Below are 23,209 nucleotides of genomic sequence, written 5' to 3'. Positions count from 1 at the left end.
TTACTGAAATGCACAAAATGTAACAGCGCGCGCGTCGCGGCGACGCCAAAAAGCGCGGGGCGGAAGCCTTCGCTCCCGCCCCGCGCCCGAATTTCGCGCCCGAATTTCGCGCCACAATCCCGCGCCGGTTCCGGCGGCCGGTTTGGCGGACCTTGCGGCCCGACCATCCGGCCGCGCGGTCAATGGCGGCCGTGGTGGCGTTTGCCGTGCTGGCCGCGTCCGTGGCGTTGCTCGTCGAACACTTTCTTTTGTTCGGGGCTGAGCGCGGCGTACAGCGCGCCCAGGGCCGGCAGGCGCGCCTCCATCGCCATGGTGCGTGCCTTCTGGCGCGCGATCATGCGTTCCATGCGCGCCGGGGCCGGCAGCGCCACGCGCTGGCCGTGGCCGGCGCCCTTGGCGGCGTCGCGCGGGGCGCGCTTGAGCGTGGCCTGGTAGGCCGCCCAGGCCGGCTCCTGCGCGGCGCTCAGCTTGAGCGCGTCGTGCAGCCTGGTCTGGCGTTCGGCTTTGCGCTGCGCCCATTTTTCCCGCGCCCCCTTCCCGTGCTCCCCCTTCCCGTGCGCCCCCTTCCCGTGCATCTGCGCGTGGCGCGCGCCAGGCTCCGTTCCGCCCGCGTGGGCGCCCTGGTGGGCATGAGCGGCCAGGCCGGAGCCGGCCATGATCAGTGCGGCCATCGCGATGGCCAGGATTTTGCGAAGCGTCGTCATGGTGTTCCTTCTGTCGTGGATGCGGCGCAGGGCGCCCCGCACATGCTTCACATGATGGGCTCGGCCGGTCCCGGGGGCATGTCCGGTACCAAGCGGTTTGTATCAAGTTGTTTCGACCGCATGGCAATATACATGGCGATACAAATGGGCTGTTCAGGGCCGCCCAGAGTGGCGATAATTGACGCCATGGATACTCCTTCTACCATTCTGATCGTCGACGACGACCGCGACATCCGCACCCTGCTGGCCGACTACCTCGAGACCAACGGCTACCGCACCCTGTGCGCGGGCGACGGCACGGCGATGTGGAAAACGCTCGACGAGGCGCGCCCGGACCTGCTCGTGCTCGACCTGAACCTGCCCGGCGACGACGGCCTGACCCTGTGCCGCAAGCTGCGCGCGAGCTCGACGCTGCCGGTCATCATGCTGACCGCGCGCAACGAGCCGCTCGACCGCATCCTCGGCCTCGAGATGGGCGCCGACGACTACCTGCCCAAGCCGTTCGAGCCGCGCGAGCTGCTCGCGCGCATCCGCAGCGTGCTGCGGCGCAGCCACGCGATGCCGTCCAACGCCCCGTCCGACAGCGCCCAGCAGCTGCGCTTCGCCGGCTGGACGCTCGACCTGACGGCGCGCCACCTGCTCAACCCCGACGGCCTCGTGATCATGCTCTCGGGCGCCGAGTTCCGCCTGCTGCGGGTGTTCCTCGAGCACCCGAACCGGGTGCTCAACCGCGACCAGCTGCTGAACCTGACCCAGGGCCGCGACGCCGACCCGTTCGACCGCTCGATCGACATCCAGATCAGCCGCCTGCGCCAGAAGCTCGGCGAGGACGCGCGCCTGCCGCAGATCATCAAGACGGTGCGCAACGGCGGCTACGTGCTGGCCGGCCAGGTCACCGTGGAGCCGCTCGCGTGAGGGCGTTCTTCGGGTCGATGACGGGACGCGTGTTCCTGACCCTGATGCTGGGCACCGTGATCGCGGCCGCCGGCACCCAGTTGCTGGCCGAGGCCGAGCGCCAGCGCGTGATCGAAAGGCTGCGCGACCTGCAGGCGCTCGACCGCGCCGAACAGCTCATCACTGCCGCCGAGACGGTGCCGGCGTCGAGCCGCATCGCCTACCTCGCGGTGGCCAACCGCCCCGGCATCCGGCTCGAGGAGATCGCCGAGCAACTGCCCGCGGCCGACGCGCGCACGCCGTTCGCCGAAACCCTGGCCGCGCGCCTGGGCAAGGACTACGCGCTGGTCTCGGTGGCCCAGCGCCCGCCCGCGTGCGACGTGCCGCGCACCCAGGCGAGCATGTTCGGGCCGACCGAATTGCGCTGGGCCGGCGTGTGCGAGAGCGTCGACGTGCGCCTGCGCGACGGCGAGCAACTGCGCCTGCGGGTGCTGCCGCCGCCGCCCTCGCTGCTGGCGCAAAACACCGACTACCGCACCATCATCGCCCTGTTCCTGCTCAGCATAGGCGTGCTCGCCTACCTGGTCGCGCGCATGACCACGCGCCCGCTCAAGCGGCTGGCCAAGGCCGCCAAGGACCTCGGCGACGACATCAACCATGCGCCGCTGGCGCTGTCGGGGGCGAGCGAGATCCGCCAGGCCAGCGCCGCCTTCAACGCGATGCAGGCGCGCATCCGCCAGCACATCGCGCAGCGCACCCAGATGCTCGCCGCCATCACGCACGACCTGCAAACGCCGCTCACGCGGCTGCGCCTGCGGCTCGAGAAGGTGGCCGACCCCGAACTGCGGGAGCGGCTGGTGGGCGACCTGTCGGCGATGCAGGAGATGGTGCGCGAGGGCCTCGACCTGGCGCGCAGCATGGACACGGGCGAGGCGATGCAGGCGCTCGACCTCGACTCGCTGCTCGACAGCGTATGCGCCGACGCCACCGACGCCGGCCAGCCGGTGCTGCTGTCGGGGCGCACCCAGATGGCGCTGATGGGGCGCCCGCTGGCCCTGCGCCGCTGCCTCGTCAACCTGGTCGACAACGCCGTCAAGTACGGCCACAAGGCCAGCGTGTCGGCCGAGCGCATGGCCGGCATGGCGCGCGTGCGCATCCGCGACAGCGGCCCCGGCATCGCGCCCGGGGAGCTGGCGCGCGTGTTCGAGCCGTTCTACCGGATCGAAACCTCGCGTTCGCGCGAGTCGGGCGGCACCGGACTCGGGCTGACCATCGCGCGCAACATCGCCGAGCAGCACGGCGGCAGCATCGCGCTGGCCAACCACCCCGACGGCGGGCTCGAGGTGACCCTGATCCTGCCGAAGTACTACGGGGCCGATTGAGCGCGGCGCCCACCCAACACGCAGCACCAACTTAATTTGATGCAGCCGCCCGGCGGCCAGGAAAACGTATGCAAAAAAAGGCCATCGGATTGATCATCGGCGCCGCCGCGCTTATCGGCGCGGGCGCCTACCTGCTGCGGCCCCAGGCCGCGGCCACGGCGGGCCCGGGCGCTGGCGGCGGACGCGGCGCCGGCGGCGCGGGCGGCCCGCCCACGGTCGTCAGCGTGGTCGCGCCGGCGCGCCGCGACGTGCCGGTGGTGCTGCAGGCGAGCGGCAGCGTGACGCCGGTCAGCACGGTGGTGCTGCATCCGCAAACGACGAGCACCGTGAGCCGGGTGCACATCCGCGAAGGCCAGTTCGTCAAGACCGGCCAGTTGATGTTCTCGCTCGACGGGCGCGCCGCGCGCGCCGAGCTCGCCAAGGCCGGGGCCCAGGTCGCGCGCGCGCGCGCCGCGGTGGCCGACCTCGAACGCCAGCGGCGTCGCAGCGAGGAGCTGGTGGCGCAAAAATTCATCGCCCAGAGCGCGCTCGACACCCTGAGCAGCCAGCTCGAGGCGGCCCGCGCCGGGCTCGCGGCCGAGCAGGCCGCGCTGCAGTCGGCGCGCGTGGGCGAAAGCCACGGCGCGATCCGCGCGCCGATGGAGGGCCGGGTCGGCGCGATCGACATCCATCCGGGCGCGCTGGTGCAGCCCGGCACCGCGCTGGCCACGGTCACCCAGCTCGATCCGATCAATGTCGGCTTCACGCTGCCCGAGTCGGCGCTGGCCGACCTGCTGGCGGCGCAGCGGGCGGGGCCGGTCGCGGTTAGCGCCGGGACGGCCCGCGGCACCCTCAGCTTCATCGACAACCAGGTCGATCCGGTGGCCGGCGCGATCCGCGTCAAGGCCCGCTTCGACAACCGCGACGCCAGCCTGTGGCCGGGGCAGTACGTCACCGCGCGCGTCACCCTGCGCACCATCCGCGGCGCGCTGGTGCTGCCGCAGACGGCCATCGTGACCAACCCGGGCGGCACCTTCGTGTACGTGGTCGACCCCGACCAGAGCGCGCGCCAGGTGCCGGTCGGGCGCGTGCACCCGTTCGGCGCCGAGGTGGTGGTGTCGGGCCTGGCGGGCGGCGAGCTGGTGATCACCGACGGCAAGCAGAACCTGCGCCCGGGCGGCAAGGTCAAACTGGCCGGCAAGCCCGGCGGCAAGGGCGGCGCCGATGGCGCCGATGGTGCCGAGGGTGCCGGCGGCGCCGCCGACGGCGCCGGCAAACCGGCCGCCGCACAGCGCGGGGCGCGCTGACATGGGTGGCATGAACATCTCCGAACTGTGCATCCGGCGCCCCGTGATGGTGGTGCTGCTGTCGCTCAGCCTGGTGCTGGCCGGGATCCTCGCCTACATGGCGATCCCGGTCGCGGCGCTGCCGAGCTATAACACGCCGGTCATCAACGTCCAGGCCAATCTGTCGGGCGCGAGCCCGCAGACCATGGCCTCGTCGGTCGCGCTGCCGCTCGAGAAGCAGTTCTCGACCATCGCAGGGATCAGCCTGATCACCTCGACCAGCACGCTCGGCTCGACCTCGCTCACGCTCGAATTCGACCCCAGCATCGACGTCAACGCGGCCGCCGTCGACGTCCAGGCCGCGCTGCTCGGGGCCCAGCGCGCGCTACCCCAGGAGATGACCGAGCTGCCCTCGTACCGCAAGGTCAACCCGGCCGACGCGCCGGTGATGTTCATCCACCTGACCTCGCCGTCGATGAGCCTGTCGGACCTCAACGACTACGCCGAGAACCTGATCGGCCCCTCGCTGTCGACCCTGCCAGGGGTGGCCCAGGTCAACGTCAACGGCCAGAAGCGCTACGCGGTGCGGATCCGCGCCAAAACCGGCCTGATGAACGCGCGCGACCTCACGTACGACGAGCTGGCGCAGGCGGTGCGGGCGGCGAACTCGAATTCGCCGCTCGGCATCCTCGACGGGCCGGACCAGACCCTGACCATCCAGGGCAACGAGCAACTCAAAAACGCGGCCGAGTTCGCCGAACTGATCGTCGCCACCCGCAACGGCCAGCCGGTGCGCCTGCGCGACGTCGCGCAGGTCGAGGACAGCTTCCAGTCGACCAAGAACGCCGGCAGCTACAACGGCGAACGCTCGATCGTGATCATGGTGCAGCGCCAGCCCAACGCCAACACGGTGCAGGTGGTCGACGCCGTGCGCGCGCTGCTGCCGCGCTTTTCGGCGCAGATGCCGGCCTCGATCAAGATCCACCTCGCCAACGACCGCTCGGCCTCGATCCGCGAGGCGATCCACGACGTCAACCTGACGCTGCTGTTTACGATCGCGCTGGTGGTGCTGGTGATCTTCCTGTTCCTGCACCGCGCCAGCGCCACCTTCATCCCGGCCGTGACGATGCCGATCTCGCTGCTCGGCGCGCTGCTGCTGCTGTACTGGCTCGGCTACAGCCTCGACAACGTCTCGCTGCTCGGCATCACGCTCGCCGTCGGGCTGGTCGTCGACGACGCCATCGTGGTGCTCGAGAACATCGTGCGCCACATCGAGATGGGCAAGAAGCCGCTGCAGGCGGCGCTGGTCGGCTCGCGCGAGATGAGTTTCACGATCGTCTCGATCTCGGTCTCGCTGGTGGCCGTGTTCATCCCGATCTTCTTCATGCCGGGCGTGATCGGGCTGCTGTTCCATGAATTCGCGGTCGTCGTCGGACTCGCCGTGCTGGTGTCGGCGCTGGTCTCGCTCACGCTCGTGCCGATGCTCGCGAGCCGCCTGCTGCCGGCGCACGACGCGTCCGCGGGCGGCGAGAAGGGCATCGTCGCGCGCCGGTTCGAGGCCGGCTTCCTGCGGCTGCGCAACGGCTACGAGCGCTCGCTCGACGTCGCGCTGGCGCACCGCAACCTGGTGCTGCTGGTGGCGCTGGGCACCTTCGTGCTGACCGTGGTGCTGTACGTGACGATCCCGAAGGGCTTCTTCCCCGAGGAGGACCTGGGCCAGATCCGGGTCACGGTCGAGGCCTCCGAGGACATCTCGTCGGCCGCGCTGCAGGCGCTGCAGGCGCGCGTGGCGGCGGTGGTCAAGGCCGACCCCAGCGTGCTGCACGTGTCCTCGTTCAGCGGCGGGGGCAACATCGGCCGCATGTTCCTCACGCTCAGGCCGCGCGCCGAGCGCGCCGGGATGGCCGAGGTGGTCGACGGCCTGCGGCGCGCCACGCGCGCCGTCCCCGGCGCCTCCGTCTACCTGAGCCCGATCCAGAACCTGCAGCTCGGCGGGCGCCCCAGCAAGAGCCGCTACCAGTACACCCTGCAAAGCGTCAGCGCCGACGCGCTCGGCGAGTGGGCCGCCCGCTTCCAGGACGCGATGCGGGCCGACCCGGCCTTCCGCGACGTCACCAGCGACGCGCAGAACCGCGGCCTGCAGGCCACCCTCAGGATCGACCGCGACAAGGCCAGCGTGCTCGGGGTCCAGCTGGCCGACGTGCGCGGCGCGCTGTACGCCGCCTTCGGCGAGCGCCAGGTCTCGACCATCTACGCGCCGGCGGCCAGCTACGCGGTGATCCTCGAGGCCGACGCCCCCGACCGCCAGTTCGACGACGCGCTGGCGCGCCTGTCGGTGCGCAGCGGGAGCGGCGCGCTGGTGCAGGTGTCGAACTTCGCCACCGTCGAGCGCACCGTCGGCCCGACCTCGGTCAACCACCAGGGCCAGCTCGAGGCCATCACGCTCTCGTTCAACCTGGCGCCCAACATGCCGCTGGGGCAGGCCACGGCGCGCATCGACAAGATGGCCCGGGACATGAAGCTGCCGCCGTCGGTCATCGCCAAGTACGGCGGCGACGCGGCCGTGTTCCAGGATTCGCAGTCGAGCCAGCTGATCCTGATCCTGGCCGCGGTCGGGGTCATCTATGTGCTGCTCGGGGTGCTCTACGAGAGCTACATCCACCCGCTCACGATCCTGGCCGGGCTGCCTTCGGCGGCCGTCGGCGCGCTGCTGACGCTGCGCCTGTTCGGGCTCGACCTGACCATGATCGCCATCATCGGCATCCTGATGCTGATCGGCATCGTCAAGAAGAACGCGATCATGATGATCGACTTCGCGCTGCAGGCGCAGCGCAACGAGGGCATGGCGCCGTTCGATGCGATCCGGCAGGCCTGCATCCAGCGCTTCCGGCCGATCCTGATGACCACGCTGGCGGCCCTGATGGGGGCGCTGCCGATCGCGCTCGGGCTCGGCGCCGGCGCCGAACTGCGCCAGCCGCTCGGCCTGGCCGTGGTCGGCGGGCTGCTGTTCTCGCAGGTGATCACGCTGTACATCACGCCCGTGATCTACCTGTTCCTCGACAAGTACAGCGGGACCGGCCCGATGACCGACGCGCAACTGGAGGCGCGCGCGCCGGCGCACTAGGCTAGAACCGGGCGGCTGGCCGGGGCCGGCCCGTTGATACACAATGTAACAAGCCCGGGCGTGCCATCTTGTAGAATACGCGGCGTAGCGTCGCGCAGGACCGGCCCGAACAGGCTAGACTGCCGGCCTGCGCCGCGTTTTTGCCGAGCCTTGCCACGACCCGCCACCAGCCCAGAAAGTTGCACCCAATTTTGTCCGAACACTCCCACTATTCGACGCACGGCAACGGCATTTGCTCGCAATGTGGGCAGGCCCTGCCGGACCACGAGCCGAGTTACCGGCCGAAGGGACCGAACAAGCGGGCGCTGGCCGCGATCGTCGCGCTGCACGTGCTGCTGATCGTACTGTTTCTGATCAACGGCAAGCTCGAGAAAAAGGCGGCGCCGCCGCCGGCCGGGGGCATCACCTACGTTTCGCCGATGCTGGGCAAGCCGCAGCCGAAGGTGGCCGCCAGCAAGCCGGCCAAGCCGGTCAAAAACACCCCGCCGCCCAAGGTGCGGCGATTGCCCGACACCATCACCGTGCCGCCCGAAAAGCCCGAGCCGGTCGAGGTGGTCAGAAAGGAGGAGCCCAAGCCGCCCGAGCCGGTGCGCGAGCCGATCCCCGAGAACATGGACATGGCCGCCTACGTGGCGGCGCAAAAGGCCAAGCGCGGCGCCGCCAGCGACCAGGTTGGCGAGACCGAGAACGAGCGCGGCAACCGGCTCGCGCGCGCCAACGTGGCCGCCGCCAACGGGCGCAGCGTGGGCGACGACAGCAACGACACGGGCGGGGTGTTCAGCATCGCCAACCAGACCGGCCAGAGCGCCGACGTCAAGTTCCGCGGCTGGAACCCGAACTTCAAGCGGCGCTGGCTGCAGCAGGTGACGGTCGAGGTGGGCCTGGAGAAGGATATCGAGACGGCCATCATCAAGAAGATGATCGAACTGATCCGCAAGGAGAAGAAGGGCGATTTCGAATGGGACTCGAACCGCCTGCAGCGCGTGGTGACCATGAGCGCGCGGGTCGAGGACACCGAGGCCCTGCACGCGTTCCTGTACAAGGAGATGTTCCCGAGCGAGCGCCGGGGCGGGCGGCGCTAGCCGTCCGGCGCGGCGCCAGGGGTCCGGCGCGCCGCCGCCTCCGGTTGCGCGCCGACCGGGCATGCTCGAAAGACTCCCGGCCTCTCAGGCGCGCGCCTTGAGCAGGCGCGCGATGTCGAGCGCGAAGTAGCTCAGCACGCCGTCGGCGCCGGCGCGCTTGAACGCCATCATCGCCTCCATCATGACCTTGTCGTGGTCGAGCCAGCCGTTTTGCGCGGCCGCCTTGAGCATCGCGTATTCGCCGCTGACCTGGTAGGCGAAGGTCGGCACCTTGAACTCGTCCTTGACGCGGCGCACGATGTCCAGATACGGCATGCCCGGCTTGACCATCACCATGTCGGCGCCCTCGGCGATGTCGAGCCCGACCTCGCGCAGGGCCTCGTCGCCGTTGGCCGGATCCATCTGGTAGTTGTTCTTGTCGCTCCTGCCCAGGTTGCCGGCCGAGCAGACCGCGTCGCGGAACGGGCCGTAGAAGCTCGACGCGTATTTGGCCGAGTAGGCCATGATGCGGGTGTGGATGAAGCGCCCGCCCTCGAGCGCGCCGCGGATGGCGCCGATGCGCCCGTCCATCATGTCCGACGGCGCCACCACGTCGACCCCGGCCTCGGCCTGGGTCAGCGCCTGGCGCATCAGCATGGCGATGGTCTCGTCGTTGAGCACATAGCCGTTGGCGTCGATCAGGCCGTCCTGGCCGTGGGTCGTGAACGGGTCGAGCGCGACGTCGGTGATGATGCCGAGCTCCGGGAAGCGCTCCTTGAGCGCGCGCACCGCGCGCGGCACCAGCCCGTCCGGGTTGGTCGCCTCGATCCCGTCCTCGGTCTTGAGCGAGGCGTCGATCACCGGGAACAGGGCCAGCGCCGGGATCCCGAGCGCGGCGCATTGCTCGGCCACGCCGAGCAGCAGGTCGACCGAGACGCGCTCGACGCCGGGCATCGAGGCGACCGGCTGGCGCTGGCCGGCGCCGTCGAGGATGAACACCGGGTAGATCAGGTCGGAGGCGGTGACGGTGTTTTCGCGCATCAGCGCGCGCGAGAACGGGTCGCGCCGCATGCGCCGCATGCGCAGCGCGGGGAAGGGCGGGTTGATTGGCATGTGCTTGCTCGGCATGTCCGTGGTTATTGGTTGTCCGGGGGGAGGTCGGAATCGACCGGGTCGACCAGTTCGGCGCCCTCGGGCGCGGCGATGTCGGTCAGGCCGAGCAGGTCGATGATCTTGGCGTTGGCCTCGTCGATGCCGACCCGCTTGAGCGCCGAGAACAGCTGCACCGTGAACGGGAAGCCGTTGCCGTCCTCGTCGACATAGCTCTCGAGCATCATTTTCGCCTGGCGCAGGGCGTTGGTCGACTCGTTGCGGTTGAGCTTGTCGGCCTTGGTCAGGATGCAATGGATCGGCTTGCCCGTGGGGGCGAACCATTCGAGCATCTGGACGTCGAGTTCGGTGAACGGGCGGCGCGAATCCATGATCAGCACCAGCGCGGCGAGCTGCTCGCGGCGCTGCACGTAGTCGCCCAGCAGCCGCTGCCAGTGCAGCTTGGCCGAGCCGGACACCTCGGCGTAGCCGTAGCCGGGCAAATCGACCAGCAGCGCCTCGATCTCGTCGACGATGGTGGCGTCCTTGCGGTGCTGGCCCACGTGCGCGCCGCCGATCGAGAAATAATTGATGTGCTGGGTGCGGCCCGGCGTCTTGGAGGCGAACGCGAGCCCCTTCTGGTTGGTCAGGATGTTGATGGCGGTCGACTTTCCCGCGTTCGAGCGGCCGGCGAAGGCGATCTCGGGCGCCTGCGTGTCGGGCAGATCGCGCAGTTGGTTGACGGTCGTAAAGAAGCGGGCTTGCCAGAGTTTGGACATGGGATGGGCAGAAAATGCAACAAAAGGGGGCGATAACGCGAGGAAGCTATTGTACAATAAGGGGTTGCGAATTGTTGCGGCGCAAAAGCCATAGCGTCCCGTCAAGATCGTCCGCACTATTTTTCCACGTAAAATCTACGTAAAACCAATTTTTGACTAGTCTCAGGGTGTTTTTAATGAATCGTGCCTTTGTATCGTTTGTGAAAGTATTGTTGCTTGCCGCCATCGCCGGCCCGGGCCTCGCGTCGGCCGCCGACGCGCCGGCCGCGGCCGTTGCCGACGCGAAGAAGGGCGCGGCCCTGTACACCGGGGGTGACCCGGCGCGCGGCCTGGCCGCCTGCATCTCGTGCCACGGCGACGCCGGCAACTCGACCATGGCCGCCAACCCCAAGCTGGCCGGCCAGATCGCCGCCTACACCCACAAGCAGCTGGTCGACTTCACCACGCCGGCGCGCGCCAATCCCGTCATGACCACCTTCGCCAAGATGCTCACGGCGCAGGAGAAGAAGGACGTCGCCGCCTACCTGGCCGCGCAGACCCCGAAGCAGGGCGCCGCCAAGAACAAGGAACTGGCCACGCTTGGCAAGAAAATCTACCGCGGCGGCATCGCCGAGCGCGGCGTGGCCGCCTGCGCGAGCTGCCATGGCGCCAGCGGCGCCGGCATCCCGGCGCAATACCCGCGCCTGGCCGGCCAGCACCCGGACTACACGATCGCCCAGTTGCAACTGTTCAAGGGCGAAAAGCGCAAGAACAGCGCGCAGATGACCACGCTGGCCAAGCGCATGTCCGACGAGGAAATGTCGGCCGTGGCCGAATACGTCGCCGGCTTGAAGTAAGTACGTGCGAAGTAAATACGCTTGAGGCAGATGCGGTAAGTATACAGTTGGCGGTCCGCCCGGCGGGCGGCGCCACCGGCTGGGAGGGAGGGCGGCGGCGCGCGAGCGGGCCGCCCTTTTTGTTGGTATGCTCGCCGCTTGAATCCGTCCGCGCCGCGGGCGGACCGGCAAACTGGGGCAGGCCGGCACACAGGGATCGACACAGCATGAGCACCACAGCATGAGCACCACAGGAATTGAACTTAGCAGCGCAGTGAAGGCGCGCCACCGCGCGCTGGCCGAGACCGTCGAGCTGGTCTCGTCGATGCGCTTCGCCATCAGCATGCTCGTCATCATCGCGATCGCCTCGATGATCGGCACCGTCATGAAGCAGGGCGAGGCGATGCCGAACTACGTCAACCAGTTCGGGCCGTTCTGGTTCGCCGTGTTCGACAAGCTCGGCCTGTACGCCGTGTATTCGGCCTGGTGGTTCCTGCTGATCCTGGCGGCCCTGATCACCTCGACCGCGCTGTGCATCACGCGCAACGGCCCCAAGATGATCAAGGACATGCGCAGCTGGCGCGAGAACGTGCGCGAGGTCTCGCTGCGCAATTTCCACCACAAGCACGAATGGGTCTCCGCGTCCGGGCGCGCCGCGCTGGCCGGCCAGAACGCCGAGCGCCTGCGCCACGCCGGCTACGCGGTCAAGATCGTCGAGAAGGACAGGGGCACGCTGGTGGCGGCCAAAAAGGGCGCGGCCAACAAGTTCGGCTACATTTTCGCGCACAGCTCGATCATCATCATCCTGGTCGGCGGCCTGCTCGACTCGGACCTCCCGATCCAGTTCCAGCAATGGTTCATGGGCAAGACCGCGTATCCGGGCGCCGGACCGCTCGAGCCGCGCCACCGGCTCGGCGCGGGCAACCCGACCTTCCGCGCCAACACCCTGATCCCCGAAGGCGAGAGCAGCCGCCAGGCCACGATCCAGCGCGCCGACGGCGTGCTGGTGCAGGAGCTGCCGTTCACCATCCACCTCAAAAAATTCGACATCGATTTCTACTCGACCGGCATGCCCAAGCTGTTCGCCAGCCACGTCGAGGTGCAGGACCACGAGACGGGCGCGCGCTTCCCGGCCACCATCAAGGTCAACGAACCGCTGATCTACAAGGGCGTGGCCGTGTACCAGTCCAGTTTCGAGGACGGCGGCAGCAAGCTGAAACTGACGGGCTTCCCGATGGAGGGCGCCGGCCACGCGCCGTTCGAGATCGCCGGCGAGGTCGGAGGCGCCAATCCGCTGGTGCGCGCCGGCCAGGAGTACTCGGTCGAGTGGTCCGATTTCCGCGCCTTCAACGTCGAAAACACGGCTGCCGGCCAGGACGTGCGCGACGTCAAACAGGGCCAGTCGCTGGCCGCGCAGCTGTCGTCCGGGCTCGACAAGCATTCGGGTTCGGCCGGCCAGAACGCCAACAACAAGGACCTCAAGAACGTCGGCCCGAGCGTGCAGTACAAACTGCGCGACAAGACCGGCCAGGCGCGCGAATACCAGAACTACATGCAGCCGATCACGCTCGACGGCGCGCTGTTCTACCTCTCGGGCGTGCGCGCGATGCCGTCGGACCCGTTCAACTACCTGCGCATCCCGGCCGACGACGCCTCGAGCGTGAGGGAATGGATGCGCCTGCGCGCCGCCCTGAGCGATGCGGCGCTGCGCGCGCTCGCGGCGCAGCGCTACGCGGCGCGCGCGATGCCGGCCGGCAGCAGCGAGGCGCTGCGGGACCAACTGGCCGGCTCGAGCGCGCGCAGCCTCGCCATCTTCGCCGGCGACGGCAAGCAGGGCGGCTACACCGCCGTGTCCAAATTCCTCGAGCAGGTGCCCGCGGCCGAGCAGAAGAAGGCCGCCGAGATCTACATGAAGATCCTCAACGGCACCCTGTGGGAGTTGTGGCAGGCCGCGCGCGCGCGCGACGCGCTCGCCCCGGTGGCCGAGGACGAGGCCCACGCGCGCTTCCTGCAACTGGCCACCAACGCGCTGTCGGACAACTTCCTGTACGGGGCCCCGGTCTACCTGCAGCTCGAGGACTTCACCCAGGTCCGGGCCTCGGTGCTGCAGCTGACGCGCTCGCCCGGCAAGAACGTGGTCTACCTCGGCTGCATCCTGCTGGTGCTGGGCGTGTTCTCGATGTTCTACATCCGCGAGCGGCGCCTGTGGGTCTGGCTCAGCGACGAGCCCGGCGGCGGCACGCGCGCCCTCATGGCGATGAGCACCCAGCGCAAGACGCTCGACTTCGAGCATGAATTCAACGAAATCAAGGCAATCCTGCCGATGGCCGATAAAACGGCCCCGGCCGCATCTGGAGGAACATGATGGAAGCGACACACAGCAGCAGCAGCACCACCACCACCACCTACGCGCAGGCGCCGGGCTACTTCAAGCGCCTCGGCGCGCTCGACTGGCTGTTCGCGGCCGCGCTGGCCGGCGCCGCCGCCTACGCGCTGGCGCGCTACGGCGCCTACATGGACATCTACGAGAAGGTGATCCTGGCGCTGTGCGCGCCCACCTTCGCCGCGCTCGGCTGGCACTGGAAGCCGGTGCGCTGGCTCATGCCGCTGACGGCGCTGCTGTCGCTGTGGGCGATCTCGCTGTACGGCGGCGACCTGGCGATGGGCAACCAGAAGTTCCTGCTCAAGTACATGCTGTCGAGCCAGTCCGCGATTTTGTGGATGAGCGCGATGTTCGTGTTCTCGACCGTGTTCTACTGGATCGGCCTGCTCAGCCGCAAGGATTTCGGCACCTCGGTCGGCTCCAAGCTGTGCTGGGCCGGGGTGGTGCTCGGCACCACCGGCATGCTGGTGCGCTGGTTCGAGTCCTACCTGATCGGCGCCGACGTCGGCCACATCCCGGTGTCGAACCTGTACGAGGTGTTCATCCTGTTCGCGATCATCACCGCCATGTTCTACCTGTACTACGAGGAGCACTACGCGACGCGCCAGCTGGGCGCCTTCGTGCTGCTGGTGATCGCCGCGGCGGTCGTGTTCCTGCTCTGGTACACGGTCTCGCGCGACGCCGCCGGGATCCAGCCGCTGGTGCCGGCGCTGCAAAGCTGGTGGATGAAGATCCACGTGCCGGCCAACTTCATCGGCTACGGCAGCTTCGCGCTGTCGGCCATGGTCGGCAGCGCCTACCTGCTCAAATCGCACGGCATCCTGGCCGACCGCCTGCCCGCGTTCGAGGTGCTCGACGACATCATGTACAAGTCGATCTCGATCGGCTTCGCGTTCTTCACGGTCGCCACCATCCTCGGCGCGCTGTGGGCCGCCGACGCCTGGGGCGGCTACTGGTCGTGGGATCCGAAGGAGACCTGGGCCCTGATCGTCTGGCTCAACTACGCGGCCTGGCTGCACATGCGCCTGATGTCGGGCCTGCGCGGGCGCGTGGCGGCGTGGTGGACGGTGCTCGGCCTGTTGGTGACGACCTTCGCCTTTCTGGGCGTGAACATGTTCCTGTCGGGATTGCACTCGTACGGCGCGCTGTAGGCCGCGCGCGCGAACGAAAGGGGGCGGCGCCGCGGCGCCGCCCCCTTTTTTCATGCGCGCTCGCTATCGCGCGGCGGTTTCGCCCGCGGCGGCCTCGCCCGCGGCTACCTCGCCCGCGGCGGCAGCGCCCGGCGCACGTCGCCGAAGCTGACCGCGCCGCGCTTGTCCTGGTCGATCTGCTCGAAGCGGCCGCTGACGAAGCCGAGGCCGGCCCGCTCGGCCTCCTGCCGGGTCAGGCGGCCGTCGGCGTCGAGGTCGGCCTCGTCGAAATGGCGCTTGAGCCTTTGCATGGCCTGCTCGCGCAGCGCCGGGCCCGAGGCCGGCGGCGGGCCCGACGGCGTGCGCAGCGCCGGCGGCAGCGTGGGGCCGAACTGGGGCGTTTGCGCCGCGGCGGAGGCGGCGAGCACGGCGAGGCCGAGCGTGAGGACGGGTTTTAGCCTGTTCACGGGTTTTGGCATGTTCATTTGGCCACCGATTCGCTGTTGTACAGGGTGTTCATGTCGGCGCGCTGGGCGCGCCGCGCGCTGTCGTCGAGGTAGGACATGTGGCCGCTCTGGTAGTTCTTGACCGTGATGTTCGGATTGCTGCCCAGCCGCGCGAGGTCGCGCTCGGTCAGGTGGAACGGCGTGGCCAGGTCGTGGTAGCCGTTCATGGCGACGATCTTGAGGTCCGGGTTGATGATCAGCGCGGCGGCGAGGTCGGGGATGGTGTCGGGAACGTTGCGCCCGTCGTGGCTGAAATTCCAGCTGTTGATGATGTCGTTGAACGGCAGGTACGAGCTGGCCGCCGTGTATAGCAGGTCGTTCTGGAGGTAGCTGAGGATGGTCTTCGTGAAGGTCGCGCTGGCCGCCGTCAGCGACGGGTCGCCCTGCGCCGCGAGCGCGCTGCCGAGCGGCGCGCTGACGCGCCCGTCGTAGCGCCCGATCATCGTGCCGGGCAGCAGATGCTGGCGGTAGGTGCCGGGCCCCATCGAGAAATCCTGGGTCCATTGCTGCGTGCTCAGCCCGGTGAAGGCGGCCAGATGCGCGAGCACGTCGGCCGGCGGCGTGGTTTTCGCGCTGATCCAGGGTCCGACCGCGGCCTGGTACGGTCCGGCGGCGAAGTCGCGCGTTTGTTGCATGTGGGCCGCGAAGTCGGTCGGCGCCGGGGTCGCGCGCTGGTGGTAGGCGCTGACCGCCGCGTAGCTCGGAAGGTAGGCTTCGCAGCTGATGCTGCCCGGGTTGAACACGCCGCAGTTGCTGTTGTAGTCCATCGCCGGCGCCTGCAGCACCACGCCGGCCAGGCGCACGCCGGCCACCTCGAGCAGCTTGGCCAGCACGCCCGAGCGCGGCCCGCCGTACGACTCGCCGAACAGGAACTTGGGCGAGGCCTGGCGCCCGTTGACGGCCACGTAGCGCTGCACGAAATCGCGGAACCCGGCCGCGTCCTCGTCGACGCCCCAGAAGTCGATGTTGCGGCGCGGCGCCACCGCCTGCGAAAAACCGGTGCCGATGGCGTCGACGAACACCAGGTCGGAGTGGTCGAGCAAGGTCTCCTGGTTCTCGACCAGCTGGGCCGGGCTGGGCATGTTGGTCGACGGGTAGTTGGTGACGACGCGGCGCGGCCCGAACGAGCCCATGTGCAGCCACAGCGTGGACGAGCCGGGGCCGCCGTTGTAGAAGAAGGTGACCGGCCGGCGCGCCGCCTCGAGGTTGCCGGCGGTGTAGGCCACGTAGAAGAACGAGGCCCCGGGCCCGCTGGCGCCCGGGGCGGTCGCGTTCAGGTGGCCGGTGGTGGCGGTGTAGGCGAGCGTCTTGCCGGCCAGCGTGATGTGGGTCGAGACCACCGCCTTGCCCTCCTGCGCGCCGGCGAGGGCGCCGTTGGACGCGCCGGAATAGCCGACCGGGTCGGCGAAGCTGCCGGGCGGCGGGGTGGGCGCGGGTGTGGGCCTGGGCGCGGGGCTGGCGCCGCCGCCGCCGCCGCCGCAGGCGCCCAGCAGCAGGGCGGCGCACACGAGGCCGGCCGTCAGCCGGGCGCGGGGTGGGGTGGGGCGATTCGGCACGCTGGTTCTCCCTTATGCATGGGTTCGGTGGCCCCATTATGCATCCGGGCGGGCGCGACGGCGCATGGCGTGCCAGAATTTTTTCGACCACCGCGCGCCGGACCCGGTCCCTATTTGATCAGCGACTCGAGCGCGAACAGGTCGGCCGGCTGCTCGCGCTGGCGCACCAGGTGCACCGCGGCGCCGTCGACGATGACCTCGGCGGCGCGCCCGCGCGTGTTGTAGTTCGAGGACATCGTCAGGCCGTAGGCGCCGGCCGCCATGACCGCCAGCAGGTCGCCCTCCTGCACCGCCAGCGCGCGCCCGCGCGCTAGCCAGTCGCCCGATTCGCACACCGGCCCCACCACGTCGTACACCAGCGCGGCGCCGGCGCGCGGGCGCACCGGCTGCACGTCCATCCAGGCCTGGTACAGGGCCGGGCGCATCAGGTCGTTCATGGCCGCGTCGACCACGCAGAAATTCTTCTCGGCGCCCGGCTTGAGGTACTCGACCCTGGTCAGCAGCACCCCGGTGTCGCCCACGATCGAGCGGCCCGGCTCGAACACCACCTTGATCGGCGCGCCCGCGTGGCTTGCCGCGCGCCAGGCGTCGATGCGCGCGAACAGGCGCCCGAGGTAGTCGCCCACGGCCACCGGCGGCGCCTCGCCGGCCTCGCCGTAGTTGATGCCGATGCCGCCGCCGATGTCGAGGTGGCGCAGCACGATGCCCTCGGCGCCGAGCGTGTCGATCAGTTCGATCAGCTTGTCGAGCGCCTCGAGCAGCGGCGCGTCGTCGAGCAGCTGCGAGCCGATGTGGCAGTCGATGCCCTCGAGCCGCAGGTGCGGCAGCGCGGCCGCCGCGCGGTAGGTGGCCAGCGCGTCGTCGAAGGCGACCCCGAACTTGTTGGCCTTGAGGCCGGTCGCGATGTAGGGATGGGTCTTGGCGTCGACGTTCGGGTTGACCCGCAGCGACACCGGCGCGGTTATGCCCATCTCGCCGGCGACCCGGTTGAGGCGGTGCAGCTCGGGGATCGATTCGACGTTGAAACACAGGATGTCGTGCGACAGCGCCAGCCGCATCTCGGCCTCGCTTTTGCCCACGCCCGAGAAGATGACCTTGCGCGGGTCGCCCCCGGCCGCGACCACGCGCAGCAGCTCGCCGCCCGAGACGATGTCGAAGCCGGCGCCGCGGCGCGCGAGCAGGTCGAGGATGGCCAGGTTCGAATTGGCCTTCATGGCGTAGCACACGAGCGCCTCGCGCCCGGCGCAGGCGTCGGCGTAGGCGTCGAAATTGCCCAGCAGGGCGGCCTTCGAATACACATAGGTGGGGGTGCCGTATTGCTGCGCGATGGCGGCCAGCGCGGCGCCTTCGGCGTGCAGCTGGCCGTGGTGGTGGGTGAAGTGCGACATGGACTCGTTCTTATTTGAAAATGCTGCTTGGAGGGCCCGGATTGGAAGCGCCGCCTATCTGGCCGGGGCGGCGGCGGGCGCGGGCGCCGCCTCGGGCAGCGCCTCGCTGCCGGCCTGGGCCGGCGCGGGCGCGGGCGCCGCCCTGGCCGGCGCGCCCGGCGCGTTCGGCATGGTCAGCGGACCGGGCTGGCCGCAGCCGGCGAGCGCGGCGGTGGCGGCCAAGACCATGGTGGCGAGTGCGGTATTGCGTGCGGTGGTGGGCTTCACGATTAGAATCACGGTTTGATTAAAAGACTTTGGAGTGTAGCATGAGCGAAAATGAATTTTTGGACCTGGCCGAGTCGACCCTGGGCGCGATCGAGGTGGCGCTCGACCGCCTCAACGACGAGGACCTGATCGACGTCGAATGCAAGCGCAGCGGCAACGTGCTCGAGATCGAATTCATCGACAACGGCTCGAAAATCATTGTCAACAGCCAGGCCCCGATGCAGGAGCTGTGGGTGGCGGCGAAATCGGGTGGATTCCACTACCGGCGCGTCGACGGGGCGTGGATCAACACGCGCGACGGCTCCGAATTGTTTGCCGCGCTGTCGCTGTTGGCGAGCGCGCAGGGCGGGGCCCAGGTGGCATTGTAGTCCAAGCGCCGATCCTGGGTCCGGCAGCCGGCTAGAACAATTCGTTCTTGACCGCGTCCTTGACCTGTTCCTCGGCCGGCGTGCCGCGCGCGCCGATGTCGAGGCTTTCGACCCCGGTGCCGGGCGGGTTCTCGGCGTAGTAGTACTCGGAGCCGACCAGCACCAGCCCCTCGGGCACCGGGCGCTCCTCGACCGCGGCGTCCCTGAGCGCCTTTTGCATGTAGCCGATCCAGATCGGCAGCGCCAGCCCGCCGCCGGTCTCCTTGTTGCCAAGGTTCTTGGGCTGGTCGTAGCCGATCCAGGCGACCCCGACGAGCTTCGAATTGTAGCCGGCGAACCAGGCGTCGATCGAGTCGTTGGTGGTGCCGGTCTTGCCGGCGATGTCGGCGCGCTTGAGCGAGAGCGCCTTGGTCGCGGTGCCGTATTTGACCACGTCCCTGAGCATCGAGTCGACCAGGTAGGCGTTGCGCGCGTCGATCACGCGGTTGTCCTCGACCCCGGCCAGGTCGGGCGTGGCCTGCGACAGCACCCGGCCGTCGCTGTCGGTGACCTTCGAGATCAGGTAGGGGCTGACCCGGTAGCCGCCGTTGGCGAACACCGCGTAGGCGCCGGCCAGCTGCAGCGGGGTGGTCGCGCCGGCGCCCAGCGCCAGCGTCAGGTAGGGCGGGTTGCGCTCGGGCTCGAAGCCGAAGCGGCTGGTGTACTCCTGGCCGTACTTGGCGCCGATCTTGTTCAGGATCCGGATCGAGACCATGTTCTTGGAGCGCGTCAGGCCGCGCCGCATGCTCATCGGTCCCTCGTACTTGTTGTCGTAGTTTTTGGGCTCCCAGGCCTGGCCGCCGGTCTGGCCGGCGTCGAACGAGATCGGGGCGTCGTTGATGATGGTCGCCGGCGACAGCCCGCGCTCGAGCGAGGCCGAGTAGATGAACGGCTTGAACGCCGAGCCGGGCTGGCGCCAGGCCTGGGTTACGTGGTTGAACTTGTTGCGGTTGAAGTCGAAGCCGCCCACCAGCGCGCGGATCGCGCCGTCGTGCGGGTCGGCCGCGATGAAGGCCGATTCGACCGCCGGCATCTGGCTCACGCTCCAGTCCTTGCCGCCCTCGCGGGTGACGCGGATCACGGCGCCGCGCTTGACGCGCCGGGTCGGCGCCGCCTTGGCCGAGAGCCACGACGAGGCGAACGCGAGGCCGCGCCCCGACAGCCTGATCTCCTCGCCCGAGGCGGTCACCGCCGTGATCCCGGCCGGCGAGGCCTGCAGCACCACGGCGGCGACGATGTCGTCGCTGTCGGGATGCTCGGCCAGCTCGGCCTCGATCGCCTCGTCGGCCTCCTCCTTGGCGGCCGGGATCTCGATGTAGGCCTCGGGCCCGCGATACGGGTGGCGCCGCTCGTACTCCATGACCCCGCGCCGCAGCGCCAGGTAGGCCGCGTCCTGGTCGGCCTTGGTGATGGTGGTGAACACGTTCAGGCCGCGCGTGTAGGTCTCCTCCTTGAACTGCTCGTAGACCAGCTGGCGTGCCATTTCCGCAACATATTCGGCGTGCACGCCGAATTCGCTGCTGTCGGTCTTGATTTTCAATTGCTCGGCCTTGGCGGCGGCGAACTGGGCGTCCGTGATGTAGCCCAGGCCGTGCATGCGCAGCAATATGTATTGCTGCCGGGTGCGCGCGCGCTTGGGGTTGACCACCGGGTTGTAGGCCGACGGCGCCTTCGGCAGGCCGGCCAGCATGGCCGCCTCGGCCAGCGTGACGGCCGCCAGCGGCTTGCCGAAATAGATCTGCGAGGCCGAGGCGAAGCCGTAGGCGCGCTGGCCGAGGTAGATCTGGTTCATGTAGACCTCGAGGATCTGGTCCTTGGAGAGGTTCTTCTCGATCTTCCAGGCCAGCAGGATCTCGTAGGCCTTGCGCTTGTAGGTCTGCTCGCTCGAGAGGAAGAAGTTGCGCGCCACCTGCTGGGTGATGGTCGAGGCGCCCTGCTTGGCGCCGCCCGAGGCGTTGTGCAGCGCCGCGCGCACGATGCCCAGGTAGTTGACCCCCTGGTGGTCGTAGAACTGGTCGTCCTCGATCGCGAGCACGGCCTTCTTCATGATGTCGGGGATGTCCTTGATGCGCACCAGGTTGCGCCGCTCCTCGCCGAACTCGCCGATTAGCACGCTGTCGGCCGAAAAGATGCGCAACGGCATCTTGGGGCGGTAGTCGGTCAGCGCGTCGAGCGCCGGCAGGTTGGGGTAGGCCATCGCCAGCGCGAACACCACCACGAGCAGGGCCACCAGCGCCCCGCCGGTGGCCACTGCCAGCGCGAGCAGGAGCCAGCGCGCGGGCGTGCGGCGCCGGGCGGCGCCGGCGGGATGGGGGGGATTCGGGTCCGGACGGGAGGTTGTCATGCGGGCGGCTTCTTTCGCTTTGTCGATGCGAATCATTATAAAGCACCGCCAACGGGCGCAGGTGGCCGCGCGGCGCCCGCGCGCGCGGGGTGGACCAAGCGACAACTGTGATGTCGCCACGGTCACACAGTGTCGCATATCCGCCCGCCCGCGGAAAATTTCAAAGCAGAAATACCTTTACATGCCATGACGCTTATTGCTACGATTTAATGTAATGCCTGATATATACATTCTAAATGGCGGTTTTAAAACCGGTTCCCGGCGCGGAACCGGGCGTTATTCGTTCTGCAATGCATTTTTTTCATGTGTTCGCAGTGTAAGCAGTGATTCGGCGGGTCAGGGAGTGCGCGTGTTATGGTCAATCTAGGTACCTTGTTCGGGCAAGCGAGCCCACCCTTGCTGGGGCTCGACATCAGCACCTCGGGCGTGCGCCTGGTGGAGCTGGTGATGGCCGGCAAGACCGGCATCCGGCTCGAGCGCTACGCGTCCGAGCCGCTGCCGCGCGGCGCCGTGGTCGATGGCAACATCGAGAACATCGAGCAGGTCGCCGAGGCGGTGCGCCGGGTCTGGAAGAAGAGCGGCACCCGCATCAAGCTCGTCGCGCTGGGCATGCCGCCGGCGTCGGTGATCACCAAGAAGATCGTGCTGCCGGCCGGCATGAGCGAGGACCAGCTCGAGATGCAGGTCGAATCCGAGGCCAGCCAGTACATCCCGTTCGCGCTCGACGACGTCAGCCTCGACTTCGAGGTCATGGGCCCGTCGGCCGGCTCGCCCGACGACATCGACGTCATGCTGGCCGCCTCGCGCAAGGAGAAGGTCGAGGACCGCATCGCCATCGCCGAGGCCGCCGGCCTGAAGGCGGTCGTGATGGACATCGAGTCGTACGCGGCGCGCGCCGCGCTCGACCGGGTCAACCTGCAGACCGCCGGCGCGCCGCAGGACCAGATCGTGGCGCTGTTCCAGATCGGCGCCCAGGTCACCCACATCTCGGTCATGCTCGACGGCGAAACCATCTACGAGCGCGAGCAGCCGTTCGGCGGCAACCAGCTGACCCAGGACATCGTGCGCGCCTACGGCATGTCGTTCGAGGAGGCCGACGCCAAGAAGAAGTCGGGCGACCTGCCCGACAACTACCAGGCCGAGCTGCTCACGCCCTTCCTCGAGAACGCCGCCCTCGAGATCACGCGCGCGATCCAGTTCTTCTACACCTCGACCCCGTACACCCGGATCGACCAGCTGTTCCTGGCCGGCGGCTGCGCGGTCACCCCGGGCCTGCTCGAGACGGTCGCCAGCCGCACCAAGATCGCCAGCGCGGTGGTGTCGCCGTTCAAGGGCATGCAACTGAGCCCGCTGGTGCGCGAGCAGCAGCTGCGCGCCGAGGCGCCCGCCTATCTTGTCGCCTGCGGGCTCGCGTTGCGGAGATTTGACTGATGATCAAAATTAACCTATTGCCCCACCGCGAGGAAAAACGCAAACAGAAGATGGCCGCGTTCTACGCCCTGCTCGCGCTCGGCGCGGTCGTCGGCGGCGCCATCGTGCTCGTCGTGGCCGGCTACAACGCCAGCCGGCTGTCGATCCAGGACGAGCGCAACACGGTGTTGCGCAGCGCCAACGTCGACCTCGACAAGAAAATCGCCCAGATCGCCACCCTCAAGATCGAGATCGAGGGCCTCAAGGCGCGCCAGCAGGCGGTCGAGGACCTGCAGGGCGACCGCAACCAGCCGGTGTTCCTGCTCGACGAACTGGTCAAGCAGATCCCCGACGGGGTGTTCCTCAAGTCGTTCAAGCAGGAGGGCCAGCGGGTCGTCATCAACGGCTACGCGCAGTCGCAGGAGCGGGTCGCCGAGCTGCTGCGCAACGTCAACAACCATTCGCCGTGGCTCGAGCGGCCCGACCTGACCGAGGTCAAGGCGGCCAGCCTGCAGCAGGGCAAGGCGGTCAAGAAGGTGGTCGACTTCACGCTCGCGGTCGGCATCAAGCGTCCGCGCGACCGCGACGCCGCCGCCACCAAGGCGGCCGAAGGCAGCGTGACGGTCACCAACGGCGCCAACACCGTCGTGGCGCCGGCCGGTTCGACCGTGGTCACCACCACACCGCCACCCGCCCAGTAGCCCA

General features: G+C 68.8%; 19 protein-coding genes. 11 read left to right on the top strand and 8 right to left on the bottom strand.

Annotated features, from left to right (window positions below; all coding sequences use genetic code 11):
• Nucleotides 1–179 precede the first annotated feature (179 nt).
• Entirely contained in the window at nucleotides 180–704 is a 525-nt protein-coding gene (locus tag C7C56_RS04700) for a Spy/CpxP family protein refolding chaperone (RefSeq protein ID WP_106756324.1), read from the bottom strand.
• Between the two features lie 186 nt (nucleotides 705–890).
• Between C7C56_RS04700 and C7C56_RS04695 the strand changes: the two genes are divergently transcribed.
• The 5 genes from C7C56_RS04695 (at nucleotide 891) to C7C56_RS04675 (ending at nucleotide 8,451) form a co-directional block, all read left to right on the top strand.
• Nucleotides 891–1,619 (top strand): response regulator, encoded by a 729-nt coding sequence (locus C7C56_RS04695; protein ID WP_106756323.1) that lies wholly within the window; start codon nucleotides 891–893, stop codon nucleotides 1,617–1,619.
• Nucleotides 1,616–2,980 carry an ATP-binding protein gene (locus C7C56_RS04690; RefSeq protein WP_106756322.1) on the top strand — a complete coding sequence of 455 codons (1,365 nt, stop codon included), beginning with the start codon at nucleotides 1,616–1,618 and terminating at the stop codon, nucleotides 2,978–2,980. The genes C7C56_RS04695 and C7C56_RS04690 overlap by 4 nt, the downstream gene beginning before the upstream one ends.
• Nucleotides 2,981–3,048: 68 nt before the next feature.
• Nucleotides 3,049–4,266 (top strand): efflux RND transporter periplasmic adaptor subunit, encoded by a 1,218-nt coding sequence (locus tag C7C56_RS04685; protein ID WP_106756321.1) that lies wholly within the window; start codon nucleotides 3,049–3,051, stop codon nucleotides 4,264–4,266.
• Between the two features lie 10 nt (nucleotides 4,267–4,276).
• Nucleotides 4,277–7,369, top strand: a complete 3,093-nt coding sequence (locus C7C56_RS04680) for an efflux RND transporter permease subunit (RefSeq protein ID WP_106756373.1) — start codon at nucleotides 4,277–4,279, stop codon at nucleotides 7,367–7,369.
• Between the two features lie 191 nt (nucleotides 7,370–7,560).
• Nucleotides 7,561–8,451, top strand: a complete 891-nt coding sequence (locus C7C56_RS04675) for a hypothetical protein (RefSeq protein ID WP_106756372.1) — start codon at nucleotides 7,561–7,563, stop codon at nucleotides 8,449–8,451.
• A gap of 84 nt (nucleotides 8,452–8,535) precedes the next feature.
• On the opposite strand, the gene hemB is transcribed toward C7C56_RS04675, so the two are convergent.
• Together hemB and yihA are read right to left on the bottom strand one after the other, a co-directional pair.
• Nucleotides 8,536–9,543, bottom strand: a complete 1,008-nt coding sequence (hemB, locus tag C7C56_RS04670; protein ID WP_106756371.1) for a porphobilinogen synthase — start codon at nucleotides 9,541–9,543, stop codon at nucleotides 8,536–8,538.
• A 23-nt stretch (nucleotides 9,544–9,566) separates the two neighbouring features.
• Entirely contained in the window at nucleotides 9,567–10,298 is a 732-nt protein-coding gene (gene yihA / locus C7C56_RS04665; RefSeq protein WP_106756320.1) for a ribosome biogenesis GTP-binding protein YihA/YsxC, read from the bottom strand.
• A 176-nt stretch (nucleotides 10,299–10,474) separates the two neighbouring features.
• Between yihA and C7C56_RS04660 the strand changes: the two genes are divergently transcribed.
• The 3 genes from C7C56_RS04660 to ccsB all read left to right on the top strand — a co-directional run bounded on the left by C7C56_RS04660 (nucleotide 10,475) and on the right by ccsB (nucleotide 14,647).
• Nucleotides 10,475–11,134: a c-type cytochrome gene (locus C7C56_RS04660; RefSeq protein ID WP_106756319.1), complete on the top strand. Its 660-nt coding sequence runs from the start codon at nucleotides 10,475–10,477 to the stop codon at nucleotides 11,132–11,134.
• Between the two features lie 220 nt (nucleotides 11,135–11,354).
• Nucleotides 11,355–13,478 (top strand): cytochrome c biogenesis protein ResB, encoded by a 2,124-nt coding sequence (locus C7C56_RS04655; protein ID WP_106756318.1) that lies wholly within the window; start codon nucleotides 11,355–11,357, stop codon nucleotides 13,476–13,478.
• The gene (ccsB, locus tag C7C56_RS04650) at nucleotides 13,478–14,647 is read left to right on the top strand and encodes a c-type cytochrome biogenesis protein CcsB (RefSeq protein ID WP_106756370.1); all 1,170 of its coding nucleotides are present in this window, start codon (nucleotides 13,478–13,480) and stop codon (nucleotides 14,645–14,647) included. The genes C7C56_RS04655 and ccsB overlap by 1 nt, the downstream gene beginning before the upstream one ends.
• Nucleotides 14,648–14,751: 104 nt before the next feature.
• Here the strand turns inward: ccsB and C7C56_RS04645 are convergent, their stop codons facing one another.
• The 4 genes from C7C56_RS04645 to lptM form a co-directional block, all read right to left on the bottom strand.
• The gene (locus tag C7C56_RS04645) at nucleotides 14,752–15,093 is read right to left on the bottom strand and encodes an EF-hand domain-containing protein (protein WP_146204285.1); all 342 of its coding nucleotides are present in this window, start codon (nucleotides 15,091–15,093) and stop codon (nucleotides 14,752–14,754) included.
• Between the two features lie 14 nt (nucleotides 15,094–15,107).
• Complete coding sequence (locus C7C56_RS04640) at nucleotides 15,108–16,688, bottom strand: S10 family peptidase (protein ID WP_106756316.1); 1,581 nt, start codon at nucleotides 16,686–16,688, stop codon at nucleotides 15,108–15,110.
• A gap of 110 nt (nucleotides 16,689–16,798) precedes the next feature.
• Nucleotides 16,799–18,076: a diaminopimelate decarboxylase gene (lysA, locus tag C7C56_RS04635; RefSeq protein ID WP_106756315.1), complete on the bottom strand. Its 1,278-nt coding sequence runs from the start codon at nucleotides 18,074–18,076 to the stop codon at nucleotides 16,799–16,801.
• A gap of 54 nt (nucleotides 18,077–18,130) precedes the next feature.
• Nucleotides 18,131–18,304: an LPS translocon maturation chaperone LptM gene (gene lptM, locus C7C56_RS29285; protein ID WP_219933107.1), complete on the bottom strand. Its 174-nt coding sequence runs from the start codon at nucleotides 18,302–18,304 to the stop codon at nucleotides 18,131–18,133.
• Nucleotides 18,305–18,384: 80 nt separating this feature from the next.
• Here lptM and cyaY point away from each other — a divergent pair, with 80 nt between their 5' ends.
• The gene (cyaY, locus tag C7C56_RS04625; protein WP_106756314.1) at nucleotides 18,385–18,711 is read left to right on the top strand and encodes an iron donor protein CyaY; all 327 of its coding nucleotides are present in this window, start codon (nucleotides 18,385–18,387) and stop codon (nucleotides 18,709–18,711) included.
• A 31-nt stretch (nucleotides 18,712–18,742) separates the two neighbouring features.
• Here the strand turns inward: cyaY and C7C56_RS04620 are convergent, their stop codons facing one another.
• The gene (locus C7C56_RS04620) at nucleotides 18,743–21,094 is read right to left on the bottom strand and encodes a penicillin-binding protein 1A (protein ID WP_106756369.1); all 2,352 of its coding nucleotides are present in this window, start codon (nucleotides 21,092–21,094) and stop codon (nucleotides 18,743–18,745) included.
• A gap of 354 nt (nucleotides 21,095–21,448) precedes the next feature.
• On the opposite strand from C7C56_RS04620, the gene C7C56_RS04615 reads away from it, so the two are divergent.
• Entirely contained in the window at nucleotides 21,449–22,525 is a 1,077-nt protein-coding gene (locus C7C56_RS04615) for a pilus assembly protein PilM (RefSeq protein ID WP_106756313.1), read from the top strand.
• A complete protein-coding gene (locus C7C56_RS04610) occupies nucleotides 22,525–23,205 on the top strand; it encodes a PilN domain-containing protein (protein ID WP_106756312.1) in 681 nt (226 codons plus the stop codon). Before C7C56_RS04615 ends, C7C56_RS04610 begins: the two co-directional genes overlap by 1 nt.
• Nucleotides 23,206–23,209: the final 4 nt, after the last annotated feature.

It is taken from the genome of Massilia glaciei (assembly GCF_003011895.2).
GTDB lineage: Bacteria > Pseudomonadota > Gammaproteobacteria > Burkholderiales > Burkholderiaceae_D > Telluria_A > Telluria_A glaciei.
The sequence above is the reverse complement of the archived record's forward strand: the minus strand, read 5'-3'. Positions and strand labels throughout refer to the sequence as shown.

Coding starts and splice junctions, on each gene's coding strand:
- C7C56_RS04700 (WP_106756324.1), bottom strand. CDS start 704: ATGACGACGCTTCGCAAAATCCTGGCCATCGCGATGGCCGCACTGATC.
- C7C56_RS04695 (WP_106756323.1), top strand. CDS start 891: ATGGATACTCCTTCTACCATTCTGATCGTCGACGACGACCGCGACATC.
- C7C56_RS04685 (WP_106756321.1), top strand. CDS start 3,049: ATGCAAAAAAAGGCCATCGGATTGATCATCGGCGCCGCCGCGCTTATC.
- C7C56_RS04680 (WP_106756373.1), top strand. CDS start 4,277: ATGAACATCTCCGAACTGTGCATCCGGCGCCCCGTGATGGTGGTGCTG.
- hemB (WP_106756371.1), bottom strand. CDS start 9,543: ATGCCAATCAACCCGCCCTTCCCCGCGCTGCGCATGCGGCGCATGCGG.
- yihA (WP_106756320.1), bottom strand. CDS start 10,298: ATGTCCAAACTCTGGCAAGCCCGCTTCTTTACGACCGTCAACCAACTG.
- C7C56_RS04660 (WP_106756319.1), top strand. CDS start 10,475: ATGAATCGTGCCTTTGTATCGTTTGTGAAAGTATTGTTGCTTGCCGCC.
- C7C56_RS04655 (WP_106756318.1), top strand. CDS start 11,355: ATGAGCACCACAGGAATTGAACTTAGCAGCGCAGTGAAGGCGCGCCAC.
- ccsB (WP_106756370.1), top strand. CDS start 13,478: ATGGAAGCGACACACAGCAGCAGCAGCACCACCACCACCACCTACGCG.
- lysA (WP_106756315.1), bottom strand. CDS start 18,076: ATGTCGCACTTCACCCACCACCACGGCCAGCTGCACGCCGAAGGCGCC.
- lptM (WP_219933107.1), bottom strand. CDS start 18,304: ATGGTCTTGGCCGCCACCGCCGCGCTCGCCGGCTGCGGCCAGCCCGGT.
- cyaY (WP_106756314.1), top strand. CDS start 18,385: ATGAGCGAAAATGAATTTTTGGACCTGGCCGAGTCGACCCTGGGCGCG.
- C7C56_RS04620 (WP_106756369.1), bottom strand. CDS start 21,094: ATGACAACCTCCCGTCCGGACCCGAATCCCCCCCATCCCGCCGGCGCC.
- C7C56_RS04615 (WP_106756313.1), top strand. CDS start 21,449: ATGGTCAATCTAGGTACCTTGTTCGGGCAAGCGAGCCCACCCTTGCTG.
- C7C56_RS04610 (WP_106756312.1), top strand. CDS start 22,525: ATGATCAAAATTAACCTATTGCCCCACCGCGAGGAAAAACGCAAACAG.